Below are 22,578 nucleotides of genomic sequence, written 5' to 3' on the forward strand. Positions count from 1 at the left end.
CTGAAAAGCTCTAACGAAAGTTAGGGCTTTTTTTGTTTCTCTCACTTTAGGCCTTTTTCTTCTTGGCTCCATTATTGTATCAATTTAATTGCCGATAGCAAGAATGGGAAATCGCGTAAACGAGATGGGACCTATAAATTGTTTTTTAGGAACCAAATTTTTTTCGATGATTTACCCAATGTGGTTGGAATTCTTTAGTTTTGGCTCTACTAGCTAAGGAAGATTACATTATTGCCTCCTCGGCAAAGGAACGTTTGGAAAAACTCAGAAATACGGACGAACAATGATATTGAAAGAAAGAATCGGCGACAACTACCTGAAATGCCTGCTTACTGGAGCACTTTCGGCTATGCTGTTTACAGGGCATGCGCAGGAAGTGGTGAAACAGCAGAAAGAGAAGCAACAGCCGCAGCAAAAAGAAAAGCAGCAGCTGCCCGAGCAACGGACTGCGGAGCAAGTCCAGACCATGGATTCCATTGATGTCGTACGCGATTACCGGCCGATGCTGGCCGATGCCGTCAAAGTGCGCCGGAGCCCGAATATGCAACTTATCAACCGCGACGCGATCGAAACGGAGCTGCGTCAGATTGCCACCAGCACCTATTTGGCACAACAAAAATATAAACAGGCGTATTACCATGAGTTGATGAAACGTCATCCGGACGCTTCGCAAAGCAATATTGACAATTACCGCATCAGCTATCTGGCCTACGGGGCCGGCGAATACAAAAGAGCGAGCGGTATGTTGGAATCGATGAAACCTTCGGATGCATTTTATCAGGGCGCGATCATGACCTTGGGCCATATAGCCCTGGAAACGGGCGACAAGCAAGCGGCACGAAATGCCTTTGTCAAAGCGACGAAACTAGATCTCGACCGGCAAGTGAAAGCCGATGCGCTCTTTAACTACGCCAAAGTCCTGTTTGCCATGGACTCCACCCAGGCCGCCCAGCAAGTTCTCGAGAAATATATCGCTCAGGAAGTGAAACCTGTAGATCCGGGTGCCAAAAGACAGGAAAGTCCGGAGATACTATCCGCTGAAATCCTGCGCGGGACGACCAACTTCCATGCCGGTGTCAGCATGCTGGAATCGCTGAAGGAGCGTGGCCGGGAAGTCGATGCGATCTATCAAAAGGTAACCTACTATCGCGGATTGGAGTTTTATAATGAGCGTGCTTTCGAAAATAGCATATCCATGTTTATGCGTTCGGAAAAATTTCCGATCAATGCGGAAATGGCGGCCCTGGCCACCTACTGGAAAGCGGAGGCGATGTATGAAGTGCGTAAATTCGGGGAGGCCGTGGAAAATTTCTCCCGTTTCCTGAGCTTGCCTGCGGCAAAAAACAACGAAGTCTATAATTATGCCAATTATGGGCTGGCCTATGCGGCTTACCGAAATAACCGTTTCGCACTGGCAGCCGATTATTTTGAGCGCTTTCTGAAGGCCGGAGGTAGTACCGTGGATGAAAATATACGGTATGACGTCATCGCACGTCTGGGCGATTCGTATCTGTGCCTGCGCGATTACAGCCGGGCCAACAGCTACTACGACAAGCTGATCAACGGCAAAGCGCCCAATCAGGACTATGCGTTGTTCCAACGCGGTGTACTCTTTGGATTGCAGGGCGACAATGAAACCAAGCTCAGTACCCTGCGATCCGTTCTGAAACAATTTCCGGCTTCGAACTATGCCGATGATGCGGCCTTTGAGATCCCTTACACCTATTTCACGATGGGCGATTATGAGAATGCGCTCAAAGGGTTACAAGCAATGATCGAAAAGTACCCACGCAGCAGCTATGTTCCGCGTGCGCTGATGACCATCGGGCTTGTGCAGTACAATAACGATGAACCCGAACCAGCGAAGGCCACCTTCCAACAGGTGGTGGAGAAATATGCGCGAACCGCCGAGGCAGAGCAGGCGATGCGTTTCATTGAAAATATCTACCTCGATCAGGGCGATGCCACGAGCTATATCCGCTATGCGATCGGTAGCAATGTAGGGAATCTGAGTCCTGCGGAGCAGGATGACCAGGCTTTCCAGGCAGCCCATTCCCTCTTTGCCCGAGGAGAATACGGAGCTGCTGTGGAAGCGATCAATGCCTACTTTGATAAATTCCCGAAACCGAAACAAGAGAAATTCGCGCGTTACATCCGTGGGGTGAGTTCGTACAAGACCGGGCATCCGCAGGAAGCGCTGCACGATCTGAATATCATCCTGAACGATTGGACAAGCAAGTATACGGAGAATACCTTGCTGACGGTGGCTGCGCTCTACCTAGACCTGAAGGAATACAATGAAGCTATTGTGCACCTCAAAAAGTTGGAGTTAACTTCCGAATATAAAAAGAACTATGGCTATGCGGTAACTAACCTGATGATCTGTTATTTCGAACTCGGCGATATGGAGCAGATGGCCAAATATGTGCAGTTTATAAAGAATTACGATGGTGCAACAGAAGAGGAAATTGCCAAAGCACATTTATACAGTGGCAGAGCCTTGCTGCAGGAAAAGAATATAGTGTCAGCCATGAATGAGCTCAATCTGGCCGCGCTGAAGAGTCAGACGGAGGTTGGGGCAGAGGCACGGTACCGTGTGGCGCAACTGCAATATGATAACAAAGAATACGATAAAGCCCAAGAAACTGCTTTTGATGTGATCAACAATAGGGAGGCCCAGGAATATTGGGTGGCCAAGAGCTTCATATTGCTTGCAGATGCCTATGCGCGTAAAGGCAATACTTTCCAAGCGAAGAGTACGTTGAAAAGTGTGATTGAAAATTATGAAAAAGATGATGATGTCGTCCCGTCGGCAAAAGAGCGTTTACAGAAATTGAACAAAAAGTAACCGCAATTTTTGATGATTGAAAAAGCGCTAACGAAAGTTAGCGCTTTTTTGTTTAATCCTAACAGTCAACAAAACCAAAAATCAATACATTACGGTAATTGCATTTCTGAGAAAATAAAGATCCATTTACAAGAAGGCCTGAAACTATATGTATATTTATCTCACAAAACCAATGTTTACCGACGATTCTTAAATGATAAAATACAATCGTAAGCTAATTTTATTCTATTTTCTGTGTTTTTAATGATGACTCAGACAAATGCTTTCTTAATTTCTTGATTGGTAGGTATGTGAACAAAATTGATAACACACCTGCGAGCAGCGCATCTAAAATAGCCATAGCAGTTGCATTTAGTTTGTAGTGTGTAGACAGGTTATATTGTGCCAATAGAAGACAAATGAATACAAATAAACCCGTTACAAAACCATGGATGAGACAGAGCTTCATAATAAATCTATTCCTATTCAGTTCATTATCTAACGTTAATTCGATCGACTCCTGTTCGATGGCCGCGATCACCCGTTTGATAATATCCATGGTAAGGACGACAGGTAAAAATATGGCCATAGGTAGCGTCAGTCGGGCCAGACTTTGAGGACCAGCAAAAAAATGGGTATAACCCAGTTCCTGAAAGCTCGCATAAGCAACCAGGAAATTGAAGAATACATTGGGAAGAATATAATAAATTGCACGCTTTCTTAAAAAGCGCCTGAGTGTTGTTTTTTTTATTTTCTTGGTTTCAGCAAGTCTTGTCATGTGTCATTCGATAAGGATAAGGTCATTAATGTAATCGCCTTATCTTTTATTTTAATAGCTTCTTCTTTTGGTAAAAAATCTTCATTGGACATAAACGTAAAATCCATTTGTTGATTAAATGTCGTCACAACCAAAGTATTTGAATTCAGCCAGGGAAAAGCCACTGTCGGACTATATATAGTCTCCAAAGTGAAGTTGTCATACGCGTTTGGGATATGAATCTTACCCATATTGGAAAGGGTGATATCATGCCCGCCCGGGCTCGATTTTAGCATACCAATCATGCGATCCACAAGTGGATGCATTTGTTCACCCATCCATAGCAGCTCACGAGCCACTACCTTTTCCATTTTCTGCGCAAGTGTTGCTTTGATATCTTTCGCACTGTTCAAAATGCTCTTGCTCCCTTTCTTTAAAGAAAGCTCTACCGTTGGGGCAAAAGCAAACATATGGTCCTGTTTGATTTCTGGGATAAAATGGCGGATATCTACGGGGCTGATCACTTTATTTTTCGAAGCCTTCCCCTGTATCTCCCGAAAAGCTTGCATAAATGCTGAGCATAGGAGCGCATGGACAGAAATACCTTGATCTTTACAGCCTTGGGTTATGGCAGCAGTTTTTTCTATATCAAGTTTCCAGTGTATTGCATAGTTTTTCCCAGAATTTCTTTTTCTGCTCTTTCGTTGCAGGAAAAGGAAGAACCTTGCCAACAACAAATAGCACTTCGCTTTACGTGATTTTTTCTGAATGTCGAAGTTCTGTGGCAGGAATTCGTTAACCGATTTAAAAAGCGGGTAGGGGATGAGTTCATTATCCGGATTATCCAGAAGCTCAAGCAGTTCGCGCATCAAGGTGACAATACTGGTTCCATCACAGACACAATGGGGTAATACCCAAAGCAATTCCGAAACAGAACTCCCTTTGATCCATATCAATTGCGCTAGCGGCTTGCTGTCAATTTTAAATGAGCGATACCATTCCCCTTTTGATTCAGTGAGCCAATCCATATCTGTTTGGCGCTTGACGATATGGAGTGGAATAGGCGCCATATCATCCTTCACAACAAAGTAAGGCTGTTGTGTATGCTCGATTTGGATGGACGATCGGAGCAAAGGATGTTTGTGCTGAATTTTTACTAACGCGTTTCGAAGATGTTCTTCGATGATCTCGCCCTTGATCTTTGCCGTAAATACACAATTCAGTGGTGTTTCGATATCGATATACATGATACGTTCCACCATCATTAGTTTTCTTTTGATCATGATGCCGTCTTATAATCTAATTGTTGCCTGATCCGACCTATGATCTCATCGCGGATGGCGAGTGCTTCGGCTTGTGGTAAATAGCCCTCACTTCCCATAAAGGAGAAATCCATCTGTCCACGAAAGGTAGAAGTGACCATTGTCGTTGTGTTGCCCAGAGGACCAATGACGGATGGACTAAAGACAGTTTCCAGGCTGAATGTGCGGTATTGATCGGGGATCTGTATACGCCCCAAATTGGAAAACATACAATCGTTGGATGACTTGCCCCGTTTTAACAGCCGCGTGAAGTTTTTTAGCGCATCGTGGGCAGATTCCATGACCATCATGGTGATATATGGATTGAGTTTTGCTGTTTTGCGTTCCACTTCTGTCTGCATCAACCGGAGATTATCCATAAAGTTCAATTTTTGATTCAAAGACATGACGATCATCAATCCGAACGCAAAAATATGATCATCTTTTATCTGGGGAGCAAAACGTCTGATATCCACGGGACAGGAGACTTTATTGAAAGCTGCCGCCCCGCGTACTTTCCGAAATGCCTCCAGCACCGTTGCCCCTAAAAATGTGTTGACGGTGATACCCCGTGATTTACAATAGGAAATCAGTTGTTCACTGGTTTTTTTGTCAAACTTCCAATGAATCAAATAGTCTGTCTGCCGGTCAATCACTTTTCTGCCGACAGGAATGCATTTAATGGCCAAAGCTGCTAATCGGCCGATTGTTTTTGCTTTGAATTGCTTCTTGCCACTCTGCAGAATATGCGCTGGTACCACATCTTCAATACCAAGAATAGGATTCTCTAGTCCGATTTCTGCATTAGGATTGTCTAACACCTTTAAAAATTCATATAATAGGGCCATAGCCGAACCACCATCGCAGAGGCAATGATGGAATACAAAGAGCATATCCGAAACTACTTCTCCCTTAATCCAGACAAATCGGATTAAAGGTTTAGTCTGATAATCGAAGGTCGAATGCCATTCCTGTTTGGACTCCTCCTGCCAGTCATCTTCATTTTCTCGATTTACCAACCGTATCGGGATGGATACGGTTGCCTCCGGAACTTGAAACCAGGGTATATGCTGCTCATCATATTGGATGAGCGCTTTTAACCAAGGATGTTTTTCCTGAAGTCGACCCAAGGCATATCTGATTTCTTCTTCTTTGAAAATACCATGTAGCCGAAAGGGAATAACTGCGTTGAACGGTTCGGTTCCATCCCCTAGCAGCATGCGTTCACCAAATAGTAGTTTTCTTTTCATAGCCTATATCTGTGCCAACGTCGAACATTCTTGTTTTACAAAGCCTTCCAATAGCGCTACAGCCTGATCGTTGCCACCCGCTGTTTGAAAAGTTTTTTGTACCTCCTTAGCGGCATTTCTGTATTTGGGATTATTCAATAACTCAAATACAGTGTCGCGTAGGGTATCAATGCGCAGGCGCTTGTACCGGATGCTCAATCCGCAGCCGGCCTGTTCAATGAGTTTGGCCGTATGAAAATGATCATAGGCAATCGGCGTGATCAGCATGGGTAGACCGTTCGTAAAGGTATCGTTCACCGTATTGAAGCCACCGTGGCAAATGACCATATCCATGTGTGGCATCAGTTCGGATTGAGGTACAAATCCGCTCACAATAAAATTGGAAGGCCATTCTTCGAATATCTCTGGCGGAGTAGCTGCAATAATGGTAACCGGCTGATCCTTAAAAGCCTCGATCAGTTTCCCGAAAAACGCTTTTCGGATATCCACCAACAATGTGCCTAGAGATACAAATACCTTTGGTGTGTTACTTGCGGCCAGGCGGTCCCAGTCAAAAGGCGTGTTATTCGGACGTCCTTTGACCGGGCCGACAAATTTCATGTGTGGTGGTACCGTCTCAAAACCGGCAAATGCCTGAGATGTAAATATAAGGTTGAGCTGATGAGAGTGTATAAAGATTCCCTCATCATAAATTCCTACTGCCTTTTGGAGATCTTTGATCAGGTTTTGCTGCCACTCAAATATCTTAGGGGCACTTTTTTCCGTATCACCCATGACATCTGGTGGAACTGGCGTTGTTGTTACGCAAGGAATCTGATGTTTATGAGCGAATAGCGCCCCGCCAAAAGTGATGCAGTCGTTTATGATCACATCGGGCTGCCATTGGTCAAGAAGGCGTTCTAATCCCGGCATCATCATTTTCGCGATAGGGACATAAGTTTCTTCCAAAGCCAGTTTCATGACTTCTGGGCCAGAGCAGGAAGGGCCGTCGTCCTGACGCTTTAATAAATGCTGGAGTTCTTCCTGAAAAGGGCTTAATTCCTCTTCAGGATAGATATAACTTCCACCTGCAGGGATATGATGATCTGCCAGGGGGGTAATGCCAAACCATCTGACCTCATGTCCGCGGGCAAGTAGGCTCGCCCCGACACTTAATGTTGGGCTGATGTGTCCAAAAAATGGTGGTACAACAAAGAGAAACTTCGCTGGCAGTTCCGTCCGTGGAGTGCGGGAAGATACCGCTTGTTCTAATAAGTTTGCGGCGGTTTTTGTGCCTCCGGCATCCCTAAAAGACTGGCGAACAGTTTCTGCCGCTTCGCGGTAAGATGGATTGCTGAGGATCGTATGGACACTTTCTTTTAAATGATGCGCTTTAAAGCGATTGAAATTCAGTCGTTCACCGGCGCCAGTACGAGCTACGCGGCCAGCTACATGCGACTGGTCATAAGCAATTGGAATGACCACAAGTGGCAAACCCTGCATCAGCGTTTCGGAAACGGTATTATGGCCACCATGGCATACGACTGCATCGAGATGCGGTAACAAATCCAGTTGTGGGATGTGTTGATAAACCATGAAATTCTGAGGCCAGGATTCAAATAGCTGCGGATCTGAAACAACAACGACAGTCAAGTCCTCGCCGGCAAAGGCATCGATTACTTTTTGGAAAAATGCTTTCTTATGCTCATGGTCAAAGGTGGTGCCGATGCTGACCAGGATTTTTTTTCGGGTATTTGCATGGAGTTTAGCCCAGTCAAATACCGTGGATACCCTGCGCTCCGACAAAACAGGGCCTGTAAACTGATAGTTTGGCGCGAGCTCCATCTCCCCAAAGAAATAACGGGATGTCAAGACGAGCGTAAGTAGTTCCGAACAGTCCAAAGACTTATTGCCCGATACGCCCAGTTCCTGTTGCAAGGCGATGATCTGCTTTTGTTCCCACTCGTGGACTTTCGGAAGCTCGCTGACAATTTTAATTGCTGCAGGAGCCGTGACAGTGGTCACATAGCACAGTCCCAGTTTTTTTGCTACAATGGCTGCGGCGAATAATTGATGGTCTCCAATGACCTGATCGGGCGCAAATGCTTCCAATAAAGTAAGAATACCCTTATAACAATGTCTATTTAAAGGGATAAGTACATCTTCATACAGAAATTTGATGCTATCGATACCATAAACAATCTTTTTTGATATGATATCGAGATATTGTTCGCTTTCTTTCTTTTCTTCATCGCTCTGGTCATACTGAATAAGCAATAGTTTTCCGCCAGTCGGAAGTTTATCGGTTAAGTTTTTGTCAAGACTGATCCAGGCCACCTCATGTCCTCTTTCCAATAGTTCAGCACCGATACTCAACGTTGGATTGACATGACCTGTTAGTGGGGGGACAACAAACACAAATTTAGCCATGGTTTTGTAATAAAGGGTTAGATAAAAAATCAAGGATAGTTTCAGCAATCTGTACAGGTTCTTGTATCGGAATATTATGATCTCCAGGAATAAGCTCAAGTTGAGCACCGGGGATTTTTGCTTGCAGCCATTCACCCGTTGGTTTACAGTTGGAAGTATCTCCATACAGCAGCAGGGTGGACGGTGGTAACGCCGTTGTATCCATTTCATGGAGGAAATATTTCTCTTTGATCATATCCGCTTTGATGCTCGTCTGATTGAATAAAAATTCGTAGAGACGATGATTTTTTTCAAACTGTCGTTTTCCCATCTTCATTTTTGTGGTATCTGTAAAATTGGCGATGTAATGTTCCAAAAATTCTTTGCTATATTCATCGATAATATTACGTGCTTTCTCATCCTGCGGATCCGGAGCCTCCATAACGACTAGCCGTTCTACACGGTTAGGTATCTGCAAGGCTGTCTTAAGTGCAATAAGTCCACCAAAACTATATCCCAAAAGATGGACGTTTTGGAGTTGCAGATTATCCAATAAAGCAACCAGATCGGATGACATGTTATCGAGATCATAGCCTTCCATTGCACGTTCGCTCATACCATGACTTTTGAGGTCATACATGACTATGTGAAAATGCTGCGCCAGGATGGGAGCGATATTAAAATAGTAAATAGAGAGGTTGCTGAACATACCGTGGATTAGTACCAGGGTATGTTCAGCACCTTTGTTAAGTTCTTGTATGTGAACTTTCCTATTGTTTACCGTAATTATTGGCATTCGTAGATATAATTGATGATCATACGGAGGTCAAGATTGATCAGTTGATCTAGGTCCATTGAAGATAGCCAACCGGTGAAATCAATCTGGTCACCAAAATGTGCTTTGATTTTCTCTGAAAAAGAAACAATTTCAATGCTGTCCATTTCCAGATCTTTCGTAAAGGAACTTTCCGGTGTGATATCCATCTCTTCTACAAATTCTTCGCCGATAACTTCCGTTATAAAACCTTTTAACAGGGCGAATAATTCCTCGTGATTCAATTTTTTTGTCGTGTTTACAGTGTCCATCCGATAATATAATTTTGGTATTTGATCGTTTTTATTTCTATTTGATTGATCCAGAGATGATCTCCCTCGATACGTTCTACTTCGTGTCTTTTTGGGTTACCTTTTAAGCCGGTGCCGAGGAACTTGCCATAAGCTTCCTTTGCTACCCAAAAACGGGTTGTCCATTCGTCCTGTTCCCTGTCTTTGAGCAGCTCCATTTCCGCATCGGTAAAAACCAGTGGGTAAAAACCAGCACTACGTTCCGCGATGACTTCCATATCTATGCCGACTGGTTTATGCTGTCTGGCTATAGCTACTGCATCCTTACCTTTATGAGCCAGTGAGATATGAATATCGTTTGTCATATCGCCCAACAGATAAGGCTTGCCTGCTTCATCCGAGCGGATCTCAAACGTAATAGGATAGCAAGGGTTTTTCTGGAGGCTCAGCAGCTGTCGTACCGCATCTTTTACCGCAACACGGCTCACCATCCAGCTTTTTCGACGATTGGGCAACAGTTGTTGGTAATGTTGTTTTTCCGTTTGGTTGAAATAACGTTTCAGGATAAAATCCCAGGAAGCGACACGGGTATATGCCTGATGAAAGAAGAAAATAGCTGGTGCAATTTCTGTTGATAGGCGATTATGCAATGGCGACATGGAGACATTCCATAGCGCTTCGTCGATCTCCAATCTTCTGTTTTGCCAGCCACGGATCGCACACCATACTTTTCCGTTTCGTTGGAGGGTAATGTTTGCGATAGCAAACTCCTCGTTCAGCTCGGTTAACGCACAGGTACATTCGAATAGACCATCCTGGTTATGTATGTCGTCGAAAAATTCTATTTCCTTGATTTTTACAGGGAATGCAATGCGATCTTTTGTGAGCGTAAGTTGCAACCATAGACCAAACAATTGTCCCGCATTATCCAATAAGGAGCCTTTACCACCGTTGCCTTTGATCTTGCCTGTTATACCCTTTTTCCCTACGGCAGTCACCTCTACGATTCCTTGATAGGCTGTCCCATGAAACATGTGCTTCTCATAGATTTCTTCAGAAGTACGTGTGATGGGCAAGCTTTCCCCTATGGAAAGGTCAAAGCTTGGAGCTAAAGGGTATGCCACAGACAAAGCCACTTCCGCATTTACGAAATTCTCAATTTCCAGATAGGCAAGCTGTGGGGTACGCCATTCACCTTTGATCATTTTTTCAAAAGGTTTGGCCACGTTCATCCATTGAAACACACTTACCTGCATGATTTTGTGGATCTTGGTTGCGGGTTGTTCTGCTAAGGCGATTTCTGCGAGCAACTCAAAGATCATAGTCATCGGAATCACCGGTTCCATGTCTGCGACTTCGGACCATCCCTTTGGCTGTCGCAGCAGGCTATGGTCAATCAGGTAGGGATGACTGTCCAAATTGACCTGTAGCCTTTTTGCGAAATGTCTTTCTATCGGTTTTTCCAGGACAGGTGGGGATTCAACAGTTGCGGTAATACCAGCGGCAGTTCGGTTTTGAAAGAGGGTTAATACTTCTTCCTGCATCCGTGCCATATCGGCGATATTCTCCTGAAATGCCTGCACTAGCGAATTATTTCCGCTTATAGCGGTATGGGTGGCAAGTTGTGGCTGGGCTGTGGGCAAAGATTTTCCTAGATCTTTGACGGCCTCAAAATTACGCACGATAGGCGAGCCAAGCTGCAATTTAATACCTTTATTTGTTGCTTTTTTTGTGGGTTTTTGTAATGCCAGAAAATCCAGCGCTACTGTTTTACCCTCCACAAATAATGCTGCGACGACACGTTGTAGCTGTGCAAGTGCCGAACGTGTTGCCACACTGGAAGCCAATGTGCTAAATGCTTTTCCTTTTAAGGTGTCGTCAATAAAGCCGATCAATCCACCTGTCCCTACCTGGATAAAGAAACGGGCTCCCTCCTCGTATAATTTTTCTGTCAGCTCACGAAAACGGACTGGTTGAATAAGGTGTTCAGCGCTCAATTGGCGGACAGCCTGCTGATCGGATGGGTAAGGCATTAATGTCGTGGCTGACCACAAAGGAATCTTCGTTTGCTGAAACTGTACTTTCTCCATGCCCGCCAGGATCAGGTCCAGCTTGTCTGCCACAAAAGGCGAGTGGAAGCCAGACTGGAAGGGTAGGATCTGATGAAATATCTGTTTCGCTTTCAAGAGCGGGACAAGCTCCTCCAAAGCAGCATTACTGCCACAGAGTATGACCTGATGAGGACAGTTGTCATTGGAAACATAAATATTGGAGATCTCGGATATCAAAGGCGTAATTTCCTTAAGTCCTGTTCCGATAGCAATAAATTTGGAATCCTTTAGTTCAAATGTTTTTGGGTCAAGTACATCAATAAGATCTTTGACCGAACTTGCTTCTGCCAGTTCCGAAGAATAACCCGCTAACCATTCCCCCAAACTATGTCCGGCGTTCATATCGGGATAGATCCCTAGTTTTTTTAGGGAATTATCAAGGATGCTACAGGCATTGAAAATACCCAGTGCATCGCTCAATAAACCTTCACCTTCCGTTATTATGGGCGCTGTCAGTCCAAAATAATGGCTGACAGAGTCTACTTCACCCTTAGCTAAACCATCTAAACCCGGGAAGACAAAGGCAACCTTGCCCCCTTCTTGTAATAGGGGTGTAGAGGTATACCAAATATCCTGTTTATTGCGCCAGGCTTTATCTTTTGCAACGATTTTGATCGCTTTTTCAATCCGTTCCGGTGTTGGATCAAATAGAGCCAGGCGGTAATTACCTTCACCTACTGTTGTGTCGTTATGCTGTAAGGCAGAAAGCAGTTCCGCATGTGTCGGCCGGGCAAGTAACAGGACAGGATCTTTTTTGGGCATATTGTAGCCTGTTAAGACTACGTGTGCGTTAATACCACCAAAACCAAAGGCATTGACTGCTGCCACTTTAGGTAGCCCTGCTTTTGACCAGCTTTTTGCTTCCTGTACAGGTGTAAACCGTGTGGCCTGCATGTCTGAAATCGGATTGTCACAATAAAGCGTAGGCGGCAGTATATCATGATATAGCGCCAGGCAGGTTTTTATGAGGCCCGCAATTCCTGCCGCAGGCATGGCATGACCAATATTAGATTTGACGGAACCGATGCCCGCAACGGGAGCTGTCTCCTCTTTTCCGAAAAATTGGGAAAGGGTCTGCAGTTCTATTTTATCACCAAGCGGAGTTCCCGTGCCGTGTGCTTCCAGGTAACCGATTTGTTTTTCGTCCAGCTCAGCATTCGCCCAAGCCTGTTGTAGTGCTTTTAGCTGACCTTTCACCGATGGACTCATCACACTGGTACCATGGCCATCACTGCTCACCCCTACACCTTTGATGACAGCATAGATTTTATCTTGGTCACGTACAGCATCATCGAGCCGTTTCAATACCACAAAGCCACAGCCTTCACCGATCAGGAGACCATCCGCATCTACGCTAAAAGGTTTGATCTGCTGGTTGCGTGATAGCGCGCCCAACTGAGCAAAGATGCTCCAAAAAGCAGCATTTTGTCCCGTGTGTACTCCTCCCGCAATCATCAGGTCACTACGGCCACGCTGCAACTCTTGTACGGCATGGTCCACAGCAATCAGCGCACTTGCACAGGCTGCATCGACAGTAAAAGCCACTCCCCCCAGATTGAAGCGGTTGGCGACAAGCGAAGCGACAAGGTTGGGAATTAATCCCATGGCCGTATCGGGGGCAAAACGCCCCTTTCGTTCCTGAAATGCTTGTTTTACTTTTTCGATATCTGCTGCAGGTACCTGTGGTAAAAGTTCTTGTAAGAGTGCTGAAATCTGTTCACCTGTGCGTACGATTTCTATGGCGCGGGTTGCACCCGGCCCGGTATAGTTTCCTTTTCCGATGATAATTCCGGCTCTTTCCAGAGACATTTGCTTTTGGAATATGCCAGCATCTTCCAATGCCTTTTGCACCAGATCAAGTGCGAGTAGATGATCTGGCTCGGTACCCGCGACGGCAAGTGGCAAGATGCCAAATGTCGTGGGATCGAAGGTGTAATCGTGGAGAAAACCACCCCGTTTGCAATAAAAACGATCTACCGTCCCTGAGCTATCACTAAAATGGATCGGATCAATGCGATCAGCTGGAGCAAATTCGGTGGAGTCTACCTTATTGATGATATTTTGCCAGAACATATTGGCGTCCTGTGCCCCCGGAAACACACAGGATAAACCGACGATGGCAATGTCTGTTTTCTTCATAATCAATAGCTATGAGGGATTACCAATTGTTGCCTGACATAATTAACACCTGGCTTTCCGTGCCGTACTTAATCTCGTTGAGGAAAATTTCTTTTCCTTCATCCAACGGAATAAGCGAGATGCCGCGACGCTCATATTCTGTCTCCAAGGTCTGCGAAACCATACCTGCACCTTTCCATGGCCCCCAGTTGATTGAAATGACCTTACCTTTCAGCCGTTTATTCAAAACGTTGGCATAATCATCCAATACACTATTTGCTGCTGCATAATCTGTCTGTCCTTTGTTGCCGTAAACAGATGCAATACTGGAGAACAAGACGACGAATTGACAATCTGAACGTAGTTGTTCCGCCAATACGCGCAATGGTTTTACTTTGGTATCAAAGACACGTCCAAAAGAATGTATTGTTTTTTGTTTGAAAAGTTTATCTTCCAACAGGCCGGCACCATGAATAACACCATCGAGTTGACCATATTGCTCATATATCTTATGGAGTAAAGTAGCTAACCCAGCCTCATCACAAAGATCCAGCGACTTATAGACGACAGTGTTTCCCAAGCGTTCCATATCTTGGATAGTACGCAGGATCTGATTGTTCTTAAAGATGCGGACTGTCTCCTTTTCGATTTGTGCCGGAGCATGGAATAGGCCCGATTTGATGAGCTGAGTCCTGATCTGCTCCTTGGAAGTCATTGTTTCTAACTCCTTTGTGATCGAAGTATCTTTTCTGGGATCTGCCGACCTACCCACAAGGATGTAGGTGCAAGGATAAGAGGCTGACATATGTTTCACCAGCTCTGAGGTGATGCCTTGCCCCCCGCCAAGCACAAGGACAACGGACTTTTGGTCCAATTGGATTTGCACTTCTTCGCCGCCCATCGCGAGTGGTGAAGGAATAATATCGAGCGTATGACGCTGGTCATTTTTGTAGATGACCTCTACGGTTTTGTCTGTGGTTAAGATTTCTTTTAGAGCGATTTCTGCGATCTGATCCGTTTCCTGTGGTGTGTTTAAACTGATCAACCTGCAGTTGGTCTGTTCAAACTCACGGGCCAAACTCTTAAATAGTCCAGGGTAGCCTTGATAACGGCGCAGGGTGTGTGTATCATTTGTTTTCGCTACATGTGCCGGGATATCCGAAATCAAATAAACCCATTTTGCCCGATCCAGGTCCATTTTTTTGATCAGATCGACTTGGTCTATAATATTATGCTCTACGGTCGCAGAAAATATATCGGAGATAATTAAACCATCAAAAACGGCAAGGTCATTTTCCGGATTGACCAATTCTGCAATAGCACCATGTTTTTCGAGCATGGTTTTGATGGCTATTGTCTGTTGACCATGATCTGGGGCAATGGCAAAACGTTTGCCTTGCAGAATTTCGATATGTTGTGCTGAAACGTTATCTGCAGGGGTCAGATCAAAGCGAAGTCTTGATAAGAAACTCTGTGCAGGCGCTGTATTGCCGACTTCACTGATCCAGGAGGCCAGACCATTCAGGGTTTTAATCGCGGCCAAAGTTTCCGTCAGATCTTCCGCATGTTCGAGATCTTCCCCAAAACCGATCTTCGTTTTGAGTTCGGCAATGATTTCCATACGTTTGATGGAATCTATGCTCAAATCTGCTTCTAGGTCCAAATCCAATCCTAACATCTCCTTTGGATAACCGGTTTTTTCACTGACGATGTCCAGGATCGCTGTCTGTAATTCTGCAAGGGAGAATACAGACTTGCTTGCTGCCGGCAAAGTGGGGTCTGCGGTTGAAACAGCTGTTGCTGTCGCGGCTGCGACACGGGTGAATTCCGTTAACCAAGACAACAAACCATTTAATGTCTTTATGGCTGCGAGTTGCTCCATGACCGTATCTTCATTTGCAAGATCAAAAGTCAGTGTACCGAGTTCATTGCGTAAAGTCCCAATAATTTCGACCCGTTTTATGGAATCGATACTGAGATCAGCCTCCAGGTCCATTTCCATCCCCAGCATTTCGTGGGGATAACCCGTCTTATCGCTCACCACCTGTAACAATAAAGCTTTAATATCTTTGGTTGATGTTTCTGAGGCAGGTACGATAATAGATTTCTCGTTGCGGATTGGCTGAACAGGTGATGGCGCTAAACGATCTGCTGCTCCATCTGATACTTCACTTGAATAGACCGGCATTGGCATTGCATGTGGGTTTTGCCCTAAAAAGGAAAGCATCACATCACGTTGTGCCTGGATCAGCATTTTCATGCTGTTTAAATATTCTTGCAGCATACGCTCGGCAGCAGGTTGTGCTTCTGTCGTTGCAGCAATAGGGTTGTTAAGATTACTCATTTTGATCGGTCTTACTAATGGTAATGCACCATTTACGGGCAAACTTCCCGTTGTCGGATGTGCAGCCTGTCCATTGACACGCCAGATAGTGGGGCTTTTCTTATAGATATCTGGTTGATCCAGGTGAATAAGTTGAACTTGACGGCCTTCAAAAAGTTTATCAATCGAAAAATTGCGGCCTGTTCCTAGATATTGTGCGAGCATACATAACAAATGTGTCAATTTGTTGCGGTTGCTATCCTCCACATATAATGTTAATTGATCTTGCTCCAGGCACGCTTTGGTCAAGCCTGTCAATACTTTGCCCGGGCCTACCTCAATAAATATTCGTGCGCCATCCGCATACATTGCCTGAAGTTGTTCAACAAAGCGTACAGGTTGGATCAAATGATCTGTTAGTTGCGCCTTTATTTCCGATGCTGAACTAGGGTATAAACCTGTTGTCGTGTTTGACCACACGGGTATTTGCATGTTCCGGAAGGAAACATCCTTTAATACATTCGCATAAAGGGTCTTTGATCCAGCAACCAAAGGGCTATGGAAAGCGCAGGCTACTTCAAGTTTTTTTGCGGAAATACGTTCCTGTTTTAACAGCTCCATCAGTTTTCCGATTGCTGCTGTACTGCCAGCGACAACACATTGTGTAGGTGAATTGTAGTTGACCGGATAACAGCCTTCAATGCGAGCGAGGACTGCTCTTAAGCGTTCGGTATCTGTGTTAACAGCAACCATGGTACCTGGATCTCCATTCTCTACCGAATCCAGTATCGATTGGGCACGTTTGCTACTCAGTTCGACTAATTGTTCTTCGTCAAATACACCAGCAAAGCACAGTGCCGGTAATTCGCCGTAGCTGTGGCCTGCCAGCATATCCGGAACAATACCTAGGGACTGGAGGAACTTTGCCAAGGCCAGGTCGACAATACCCAAAAGCGGTTGCGCCAAACGCGTATCTTTAATGGTCTCTTTTTGTTGTTTCAGGGATTCGGCGTCGAATGTAGTTGCGGGGAAGACGATTTTTTCCAGTTCCGGATACTGAACTATAAGCTTTCGCATTGCTGGAAAAACGACAAAGAGATCACGTGCCATATTAATGCGCTGGCTCCCTTGTCCGGGAAACAAGAAGGCTGTTTTACCTGCACGTTGATTAACGATAAAGCTGTCTTTGCTTTCGATACCGGATAATACCAGTTCAATTTTCATCATGAGATCTTCGGCAGTATCTGCAACAATGCTGAGTTGGACCGCTTTTTCAGATGACACAGCCAAACTGTAGGCGATATCTTTTAACGGAAGGCTGTCGTTGATATCCAACAATGCTTTTACCTGCCCCAATTGAGCTTTAGCTTCTTCGTAGTCATCACCACGGAAGACAAACAGTTCTGATGGCCAGCACTGCAATGCGATTGTACTATCCTCCTGCGGATGGTTTGCAATAACAGCATGGAAATTCGTTCCCCCAAATCCAAAAGCACTGATGCCTGCATAACGCCTTTTTTCTGTCCATAAACCAGTTTCAGCATGAAAAGCAAAAGGGCTGGTTTGCGTATTATAATACGCGTTTGGCTGTTGGAGGTGAAGTGTCGGTGGTTTAACCCCATGAAATACAGCTAGAGAAGCTTTGATCAATCCTGCCAATCCTGCGGCACATTTTGTGTGGCCGATCTGCGTTTTGACAGACCCTAAATGCGTTTGTGCCGGTAAGGCGCCTGAACGACTGAATAAATTAGTCAGTGCACTTAGTTCTGTTTTATCACCCACGACAGTTCCTGTACCATGTGCTTCCACCAGACCAACAGATGCTGCGCTGATACCCGCTTGGTTATAGGCACGTTCTAGCGCACGTACCTGACCAATTTTTCGCGGAGCTGTAAGCCCCAACGCTTTACCGTCGCTGGAACCGCCAACACCTTTGATGACTGAGTAGATGCGGTCACCATCGCGTACAGCGTCTTCGTAGCGTTTGAGTACCAATATGGCAACGCCTTCGCCAAGGGCAATCCCATCTGCCTCACGGTCAAATGTGGCACAACGTCCCTTGCGCGAGAGTGCGTGTGTGCTTGAAAACATAAGGTAATCGTTAATGCCATTATGGAGGTCAGCTCCTCCGGCAAGTACCATATCCGATTTACCAAGAATAAGTTCTTGACAGGCCAGGTCAATTGCTGCAAGAGAAGAGGCACAGGCTGCATCCACTGTGAAATTTCTACCACCAAGATCTAGCCTATTGGTAATCCGGCCTGCGATAACATTGGCCAGAATACCGGGGAAGGAGTCTTCTGTGGTATGGGGAAACGCTTCCTTTACTTCTTCATGGAGTTCACCAAAGACCTGTTTGTAGTATCCTCTAAAGCTATAACTATTAGCGAGGTCATTACCGCCTTCAGCACCGATGATAACCGAAATATTTTCCCGGTTGATCTGTTTCTCACCGTAACCAGCATCTTCCATCGCCCGCTTAGCTACCAATAAAGTCAATAATTGTGTCGGCTCAATGGCCGCGAGCGATTGTGGTGGAATCCCAAATGCTAAGGGATCAAAATCAATTTTTGGAATAAAACCACCCCATTTTGAATGGGATACATCAGGGCCGTCTGCGTCAGGCTGATAGTAAATATCTTTGTTCCAGCGTTCATCCGGAACCTCCGTAACGCTGTCTTTTCCAAGGATTATATTTCGCCAAAACTCTTCCAGATTTTTAGCTCCTGGAAAAATACATTCCATCCCAACAATAGCGACATCCAAAGGTTTTTCACAGGACAGTGGTTCTTCCGTTAAGGGCGCTTTCTGAATATATTGTTGATTGTCGATGCCTACGTTCTGGTGGAGATCACTAAGAGAGATTACCTGATCATGCATGGTTGCAATTTGGCCAATCATATACATACCCAGGTCCAATTGCTCACTTTTAGGGATGTTGATCAGTTTATCACCTTGTCGGTCAATACCCTTGGCTGCGATACGCAGACGGCCGACGTTTAATTTTTCGAGTTGTTCCCAGACCTCTTTTTTATCTACACCAGCAGCCAAAAGTTTGGATTTCTCCCGGTTAAAATGTTGAGCAAATGCTGTATTTAGACAGCGTGTTTCATGGCCAGGCGCGGTCTCCAAAAGGACAGTATCTTTGGCTTGCATTGCTTGGATCTGGAACTCTTCCTGAATCGCTCCGGTGCTTACAGCTTCTTGTGTGTAGAGATATGCGGTTCCCATCAATACGCCTATCTTGACGCCACGTGCAGCTAAAGGAGCTGCCATGATAGAAACAAAAGCTGTGGAAAAAGCATTGTGGATACCACCGGCAAAGAAAACGCTGATCTGTTCCGGATGATCCTCTTTTAAGATACGCTCAATCTGTTTTTCCCAGAGCACGGTGCTTGAAAGAGGTCCCACATGACCACCACATTCACGTCCCTCAAATATGAAATTTTTTGCGCCTTCTTTGAGGAACATGTCGAGTAGTGCTGGCGAAGGTACATGGAGAAATGTTGTTATGCCTGCTTTTTCAAAGACCTTTGCCTGTGCAGGCCGGCCACCAGCAATCAGGACAACCGGAGGTTTAGCTTCAAGAATATAGGCCGTCTGTTCTTCACGCAATTCTTGTGGAGCAAAACCTAAAATACCTATGCCCCAAGGGTTATCCCCGGCAAGCTGTTTGGTTTCCAAGACCAGGGTCTTGGCTTGTTCACCCTGCAGTAGAGATAGTGCAACAAAAGGTAAGGCTCCTGCTTCAGCTACAGCATTGGCAAAAGCTGGAACATCACTGACACGTGTCATGGGCCCTTGTGCTATCGGGTAGCGTAGGCCAAGTTGTTTTGCCAATGCATTATTCCGATCGATGGGACGCAAGGCTTTAGCCTGTTTTAGATGGCCGTACATGGCTTCTTTAAATCCGAAAATAAGTTTTTTCAATGTCCTGAAATCTTCATAAAGATCGGCTGCCAAAGAAATGTCTTGTCCCATAGGGATATAACTCGTTGTCGGATCAAGGTCTTTGAAATACGTTGTGAGTTCGTTTGAATCTACCTGATCCGAGAGAGTCGGTGAGTTTGGCCGTACCAGTACGCGATGGTTGGCAATAAGCTTCGTTTCTGTACCGTTTAGTTTTTCACAGAGCGTTTTGAAGCTCTGGGGAACCGAGCTTTCGGGAAATAGCGCAAGCTGACTGTCCAATACGATTCCAGTGGCACCAAGGGCTTTTGCGGCAGCGGCGGTATGCAGGCCTATGCCACCTTGTACCCAAACAGGTATCGATTGGATTTCTTGGATAATTCGTTGGAAGAGGACAAATGTGGATTCATAACCGACGAGGCCTCCGGCTTCATTTCCTTTTATGATAATTCCTTTTGCATTAAGCTTTTTTGCCAACAAAGCTTCTTCTAGGCTGTTGACTTGATACACAATAGGCAGGTGTTCGGCGGTGGGAGCACAAGTGCCAAAAGGAAGAATGATAAGATTTACCTTCTCCGGAATTTGGAGGGATAGCAATTTATCATTTGGAAAATAAATTCCATAATTAAAGAGAGCAGTCTGATCAAATCGATTCAGTGCTTCCTGAGCGCTGGCTAAGTCGTGTCCTAAACTTAATACGGGAAATGCACCCGCCTGATGGAGTTTGGGCATGAGGTTGACGTCAGGCTTTTCAAAAGGTGTTAATCCAATAATGGTTAAATTTTTCATGCATTGATGATATTGAAAATATAATAGCAGGAGATCCCATAACAAAAATCAAAATCGTCGTGGCTTTGATAGGAGGGTTGTTATGGTGGAATAAAAGTAATTAATTTTTGTTATATTTTTAATAATAAAGGTAATTTGATAATGATTTTTTAACAAAAAAGGAGTAAATGGCTGAGTATTATTAACCAAGAAGCTACAAATTTATTGAAAATCAGATTTAAATTTGTTTTTCAATGCTGAATTTTAAGAAAAATAAATACTTCCCTTAAACGGGAATAACTAAATGGATAATTTTATCTCAAAAGACTTTCTGTATAATGTTTTGGTGATAATGCTTTGATAAGCTTTAATCCTATAATAGTTGTCACAAGTACCTGTTGAGTCTATTGGGGATATAAAAAACTTGTAGATAATATCAATATTAAGGTTTGTATATAAATCTATATTTAACTATTTGGTTGATTATAAATAAGATTCAATATATCAGTTGATTAGTGTTATTTTTGTGGTTATTCTTGCAGGGAATGCAAAAGAAGCGTATATTTGTGCCACACAAAACAAAGGTGATACCTTTTTCGGGGTGTAGCGTAGCCCGGTATCGCGCCACATTTGGGATGTGGAGGTCGTAGGTTCGAATCCTGCCACCCCGACTAAAAAGCTCTAACGAAAGTTAGGGCTTTTTTTGTTTTTAGGGATGGTGAGAACCTACGACCGCTTAAGCTTTATATCTTAATTAAGAGACTGCGCCACGTAAGTTTCATCATAGTTTTATCCCTGTTATGGGTGATGGATGTGAATCAGTATTATTCTCGGCTTTTGCACTGCTATAAAAACTGGTATAATACTTGCAAATGTACCCCCAAAAATAAATTATGAGCACATTGAAAATAACTTTTAAGAACTGGATGCTGTTATTACTTGGAGTAATTGCAGTTGGAATGACCTCTTGTAGCAAGGAAACTGTTGATAGCATTGGCAGAGATGCTGCACTGAATATAATTCGCACCGGAAATTGGGAACGCTGGACAAAAACAGTCTCTGGAAATAGTGTTGCTGAATTGAATGTAACCCGTGAAATGATGGAGCAGGGAGAAACACTTAATTTCGATAAGGATGGTGCCTGGCATAAGAAAAAAGATAAATCGGCAGTAGCTTATGATTATAGTATGCCGGATCCAAAAACAATGGTGTTTGATGGTGTTGAATATAATATTCAGGAAAATATTGTTTCTACAATATCTAAGTTGACATTGGTTCATCAGGAAGGTGCGGTTAAAACGACAATGGTATTTAAAAGAAGCTGGTAATCCGAGTGAGAATTGACGACCAATAGCTTACCTAAAAGCTTTTGGTCGTCAATCGATAAGGTTTTCACTTTCGGGGATATTGTTTGGTGGCTTTTATGAAATTATTTAACAATATATCAGTAAGTTAAGTGTGTTGTTGTGAAATAGTTTGTTTTCAAAATATTTTTTTGTACTTTTGTGCCACACAAAACAAAGGTGATACCTTTTTCGGGGTGTAGCGTAGCCCGGTATCGCGCCACATTTGGGATGTGGAGGTCGTAGGTTCGAATCCTGCCACCCCGACTGAAAAGCTCTAACGAAAGTTAGGGCTTTTTTTGTTTCTAGGCAGGAGGAGAACCTACGGCCGCTTAAGTTGCTGTGGGGGTTCGATCCGAAGGAGGCTCAGGGTAGTGCTTGGGCCATGTGTGGCTGAGCCAATCCTGCCACCCCGACT

Annotated in this window: 11 protein-coding genes and 2 tRNA genes; 4 read left to right on the plus strand and 9 right to left on the minus strand. The window is 44.5% G+C overall.

The features are described from left to right. Positions 1-223 precede the first annotated feature (223 nt). Positions 224-640: a hypothetical protein gene (locus tag HPC41_RS25465; protein WP_246251010.1), complete on the minus strand. Its 417-nt coding sequence runs from the start codon at positions 638-640 to the stop codon at positions 224-226. 102 nt (positions 641-742) lie between these two features. On the opposite strand from HPC41_RS25465, the gene HPC41_RS23685 reads away from it, so the two are divergent. Further along, positions 743-2,848, plus strand: coding sequence for a tetratricopeptide repeat protein (locus HPC41_RS23685; protein ID WP_246251013.1), 2,106 nt, complete (start codon positions 743-745; stop codon positions 2,846-2,848). Positions 2,849-3,068: 220 nt separating this feature from the next. Here the strand turns inward: HPC41_RS23685 and HPC41_RS23690 are convergent, their stop codons facing one another. Genes HPC41_RS23690 through HPC41_RS23725 form a run of 8 tightly spaced genes read right to left on the minus strand, consistent with a single transcriptional unit; the run spans position 3,069 to position 20,838 of the window. Further along, a complete protein-coding gene (locus HPC41_RS23690; protein ID WP_172396574.1) occupies positions 3,069-3,605 on the minus strand; it encodes a hypothetical protein in 537 nt (178 codons plus the stop codon). Then, a complete protein-coding gene (locus tag HPC41_RS23695) occupies positions 3,602-4,867 on the minus strand; it encodes a condensation domain-containing protein (protein ID WP_172396575.1) in 1,266 nt (421 codons plus the stop codon). The genes HPC41_RS23690 and HPC41_RS23695 overlap by 4 nt, the downstream gene beginning before the upstream one ends. Next, positions 4,864-6,135, minus strand: a complete 1,272-nt coding sequence (locus tag HPC41_RS23700) for a condensation domain-containing protein (protein WP_172396576.1) — start codon at positions 6,133-6,135, stop codon at positions 4,864-4,866. The genes HPC41_RS23695 and HPC41_RS23700 overlap by 4 nt, the downstream gene beginning before the upstream one ends. A 3-nt stretch (positions 6,136-6,138) precedes the next feature. Then, the gene (locus tag HPC41_RS25470) at positions 6,139-8,544 is read right to left on the minus strand and encodes a glycosyltransferase (protein WP_172396577.1); all 2,406 of its coding nucleotides are present in this window, start codon (positions 8,542-8,544) and stop codon (positions 6,139-6,141) included. Next, positions 8,537-9,319, minus strand: a complete 783-nt coding sequence (locus tag HPC41_RS23710; RefSeq protein WP_172396578.1) for an alpha/beta fold hydrolase — start codon at positions 9,317-9,319, stop codon at positions 8,537-8,539. The genes HPC41_RS25470 and HPC41_RS23710 overlap by 8 nt, the downstream gene beginning before the upstream one ends. Next, entirely contained in the window at positions 9,310-9,609 is a 300-nt protein-coding gene (locus HPC41_RS23715) for an acyl carrier protein (RefSeq protein WP_172396579.1), read from the minus strand. Before HPC41_RS23715 ends, HPC41_RS23710 begins: the two co-directional genes overlap by 10 nt. Beyond that, on the minus strand, positions 9,597-13,838 hold the full coding sequence (locus HPC41_RS23720; protein ID WP_172396580.1) for a type I polyketide synthase: 4,242 nt from the start codon (positions 13,836-13,838) through the stop codon (positions 9,597-9,599). Before HPC41_RS23720 ends, HPC41_RS23715 begins: the two co-directional genes overlap by 13 nt. A 19-nt stretch (positions 13,839-13,857) precedes the next feature. Further along, positions 13,858-20,838 carry a type I polyketide synthase gene (locus HPC41_RS23725; protein WP_172396581.1) on the minus strand — a complete coding sequence of 2,327 codons (6,981 nt, stop codon included), beginning with the start codon at positions 20,836-20,838 and terminating at the stop codon, positions 13,858-13,860. Positions 20,839-21,414: 576 nt separating this feature from the next. Here HPC41_RS23725 and HPC41_RS23730 point away from each other — a divergent pair. The 3 genes from HPC41_RS23730 (at position 21,415) to HPC41_RS23740 (ending at position 22,427) form a co-directional block, all read left to right on the plus strand. Next, positions 21,415-21,488: transfer RNA gene (locus tag HPC41_RS23730), tRNA-Pro, on the plus strand. 222 nt (positions 21,489-21,710) lie between these two features. Then, complete coding sequence (locus HPC41_RS23735) at positions 21,711-22,145, plus strand: hypothetical protein (protein WP_172396582.1); 435 nt, start codon at positions 21,711-21,713, stop codon at positions 22,143-22,145. A 208-nt stretch (positions 22,146-22,353) separates the two neighbouring features. After that, a tRNA-Pro gene (locus HPC41_RS23740) sits at positions 22,354-22,427 on the plus strand. The last annotated feature ends 151 nt before the right edge of the window (positions 22,428-22,578 follow it).

The sequence above is a fragment of the Sphingobacterium prati genome (genome assembly GCF_013167215.1).
GTDB classification, from domain to species: Bacteria; Bacteroidota; Bacteroidia; order Sphingobacteriales; family Sphingobacteriaceae; genus Sphingobacterium; species Sphingobacterium prati.

Excerpts from the sequence above, each read along its gene's own strand:
- HPC41_RS23720 (WP_172396580.1), bottom strand. The coding sequence starts at position 13,838 with ATGAAGAAAACAGACATTGCCATCGTCGGTTTATCCTGTGTGTTTCCG.
- HPC41_RS23695 (WP_172396575.1), bottom strand. The coding sequence starts at position 4,867 with ATGATCAAAAGAAAACTAATGATGGTGGAACGTATCATGTATATCGAT.
- HPC41_RS23725 (WP_172396581.1), bottom strand. The coding sequence starts at position 20,838 with ATGAAAAATTTAACCATTATTGGATTAACACCTTTTGAAAAGCCTGAC.
- HPC41_RS25470 (WP_172396577.1), bottom strand. The coding sequence starts at position 8,544 with ATGGCTAAATTTGTGTTTGTTGTCCCCCCACTAACAGGTCATGTCAAT.
- HPC41_RS23710 (WP_172396578.1), bottom strand. The coding sequence starts at position 9,319 with ATGCCAATAATTACGGTAAACAATAGGAAAGTTCACATACAAGAACTT.
- HPC41_RS25465 (WP_246251010.1), bottom strand. The coding sequence starts at position 640 with ATGGTAATACGCCTGTTTATATTTTTGTTGTGCCAAATAGGTGCTGGT.
- HPC41_RS23700 (WP_172396576.1), bottom strand. The coding sequence starts at position 6,135 with ATGAAAAGAAAACTACTATTTGGTGAACGCATGCTGCTAGGGGATGGA.
- HPC41_RS23715 (WP_172396579.1), bottom strand. The coding sequence starts at position 9,609 with ATGGACACTGTAAACACGACAAAAAAATTGAATCACGAGGAATTATTC.
- HPC41_RS23685 (WP_246251013.1), top strand. The coding sequence starts at position 743 with ATGTTGGAATCGATGAAACCTTCGGATGCATTTTATCAGGGCGCGATC.
- HPC41_RS23735 (WP_172396582.1), top strand. The coding sequence starts at position 21,711 with ATGAGCACATTGAAAATAACTTTTAAGAACTGGATGCTGTTATTACTT.
- HPC41_RS23690 (WP_172396574.1), bottom strand. The coding sequence starts at position 3,605 with ATGACAAGACTTGCTGAAACCAAGAAAATAAAAAAAACAACACTCAGG.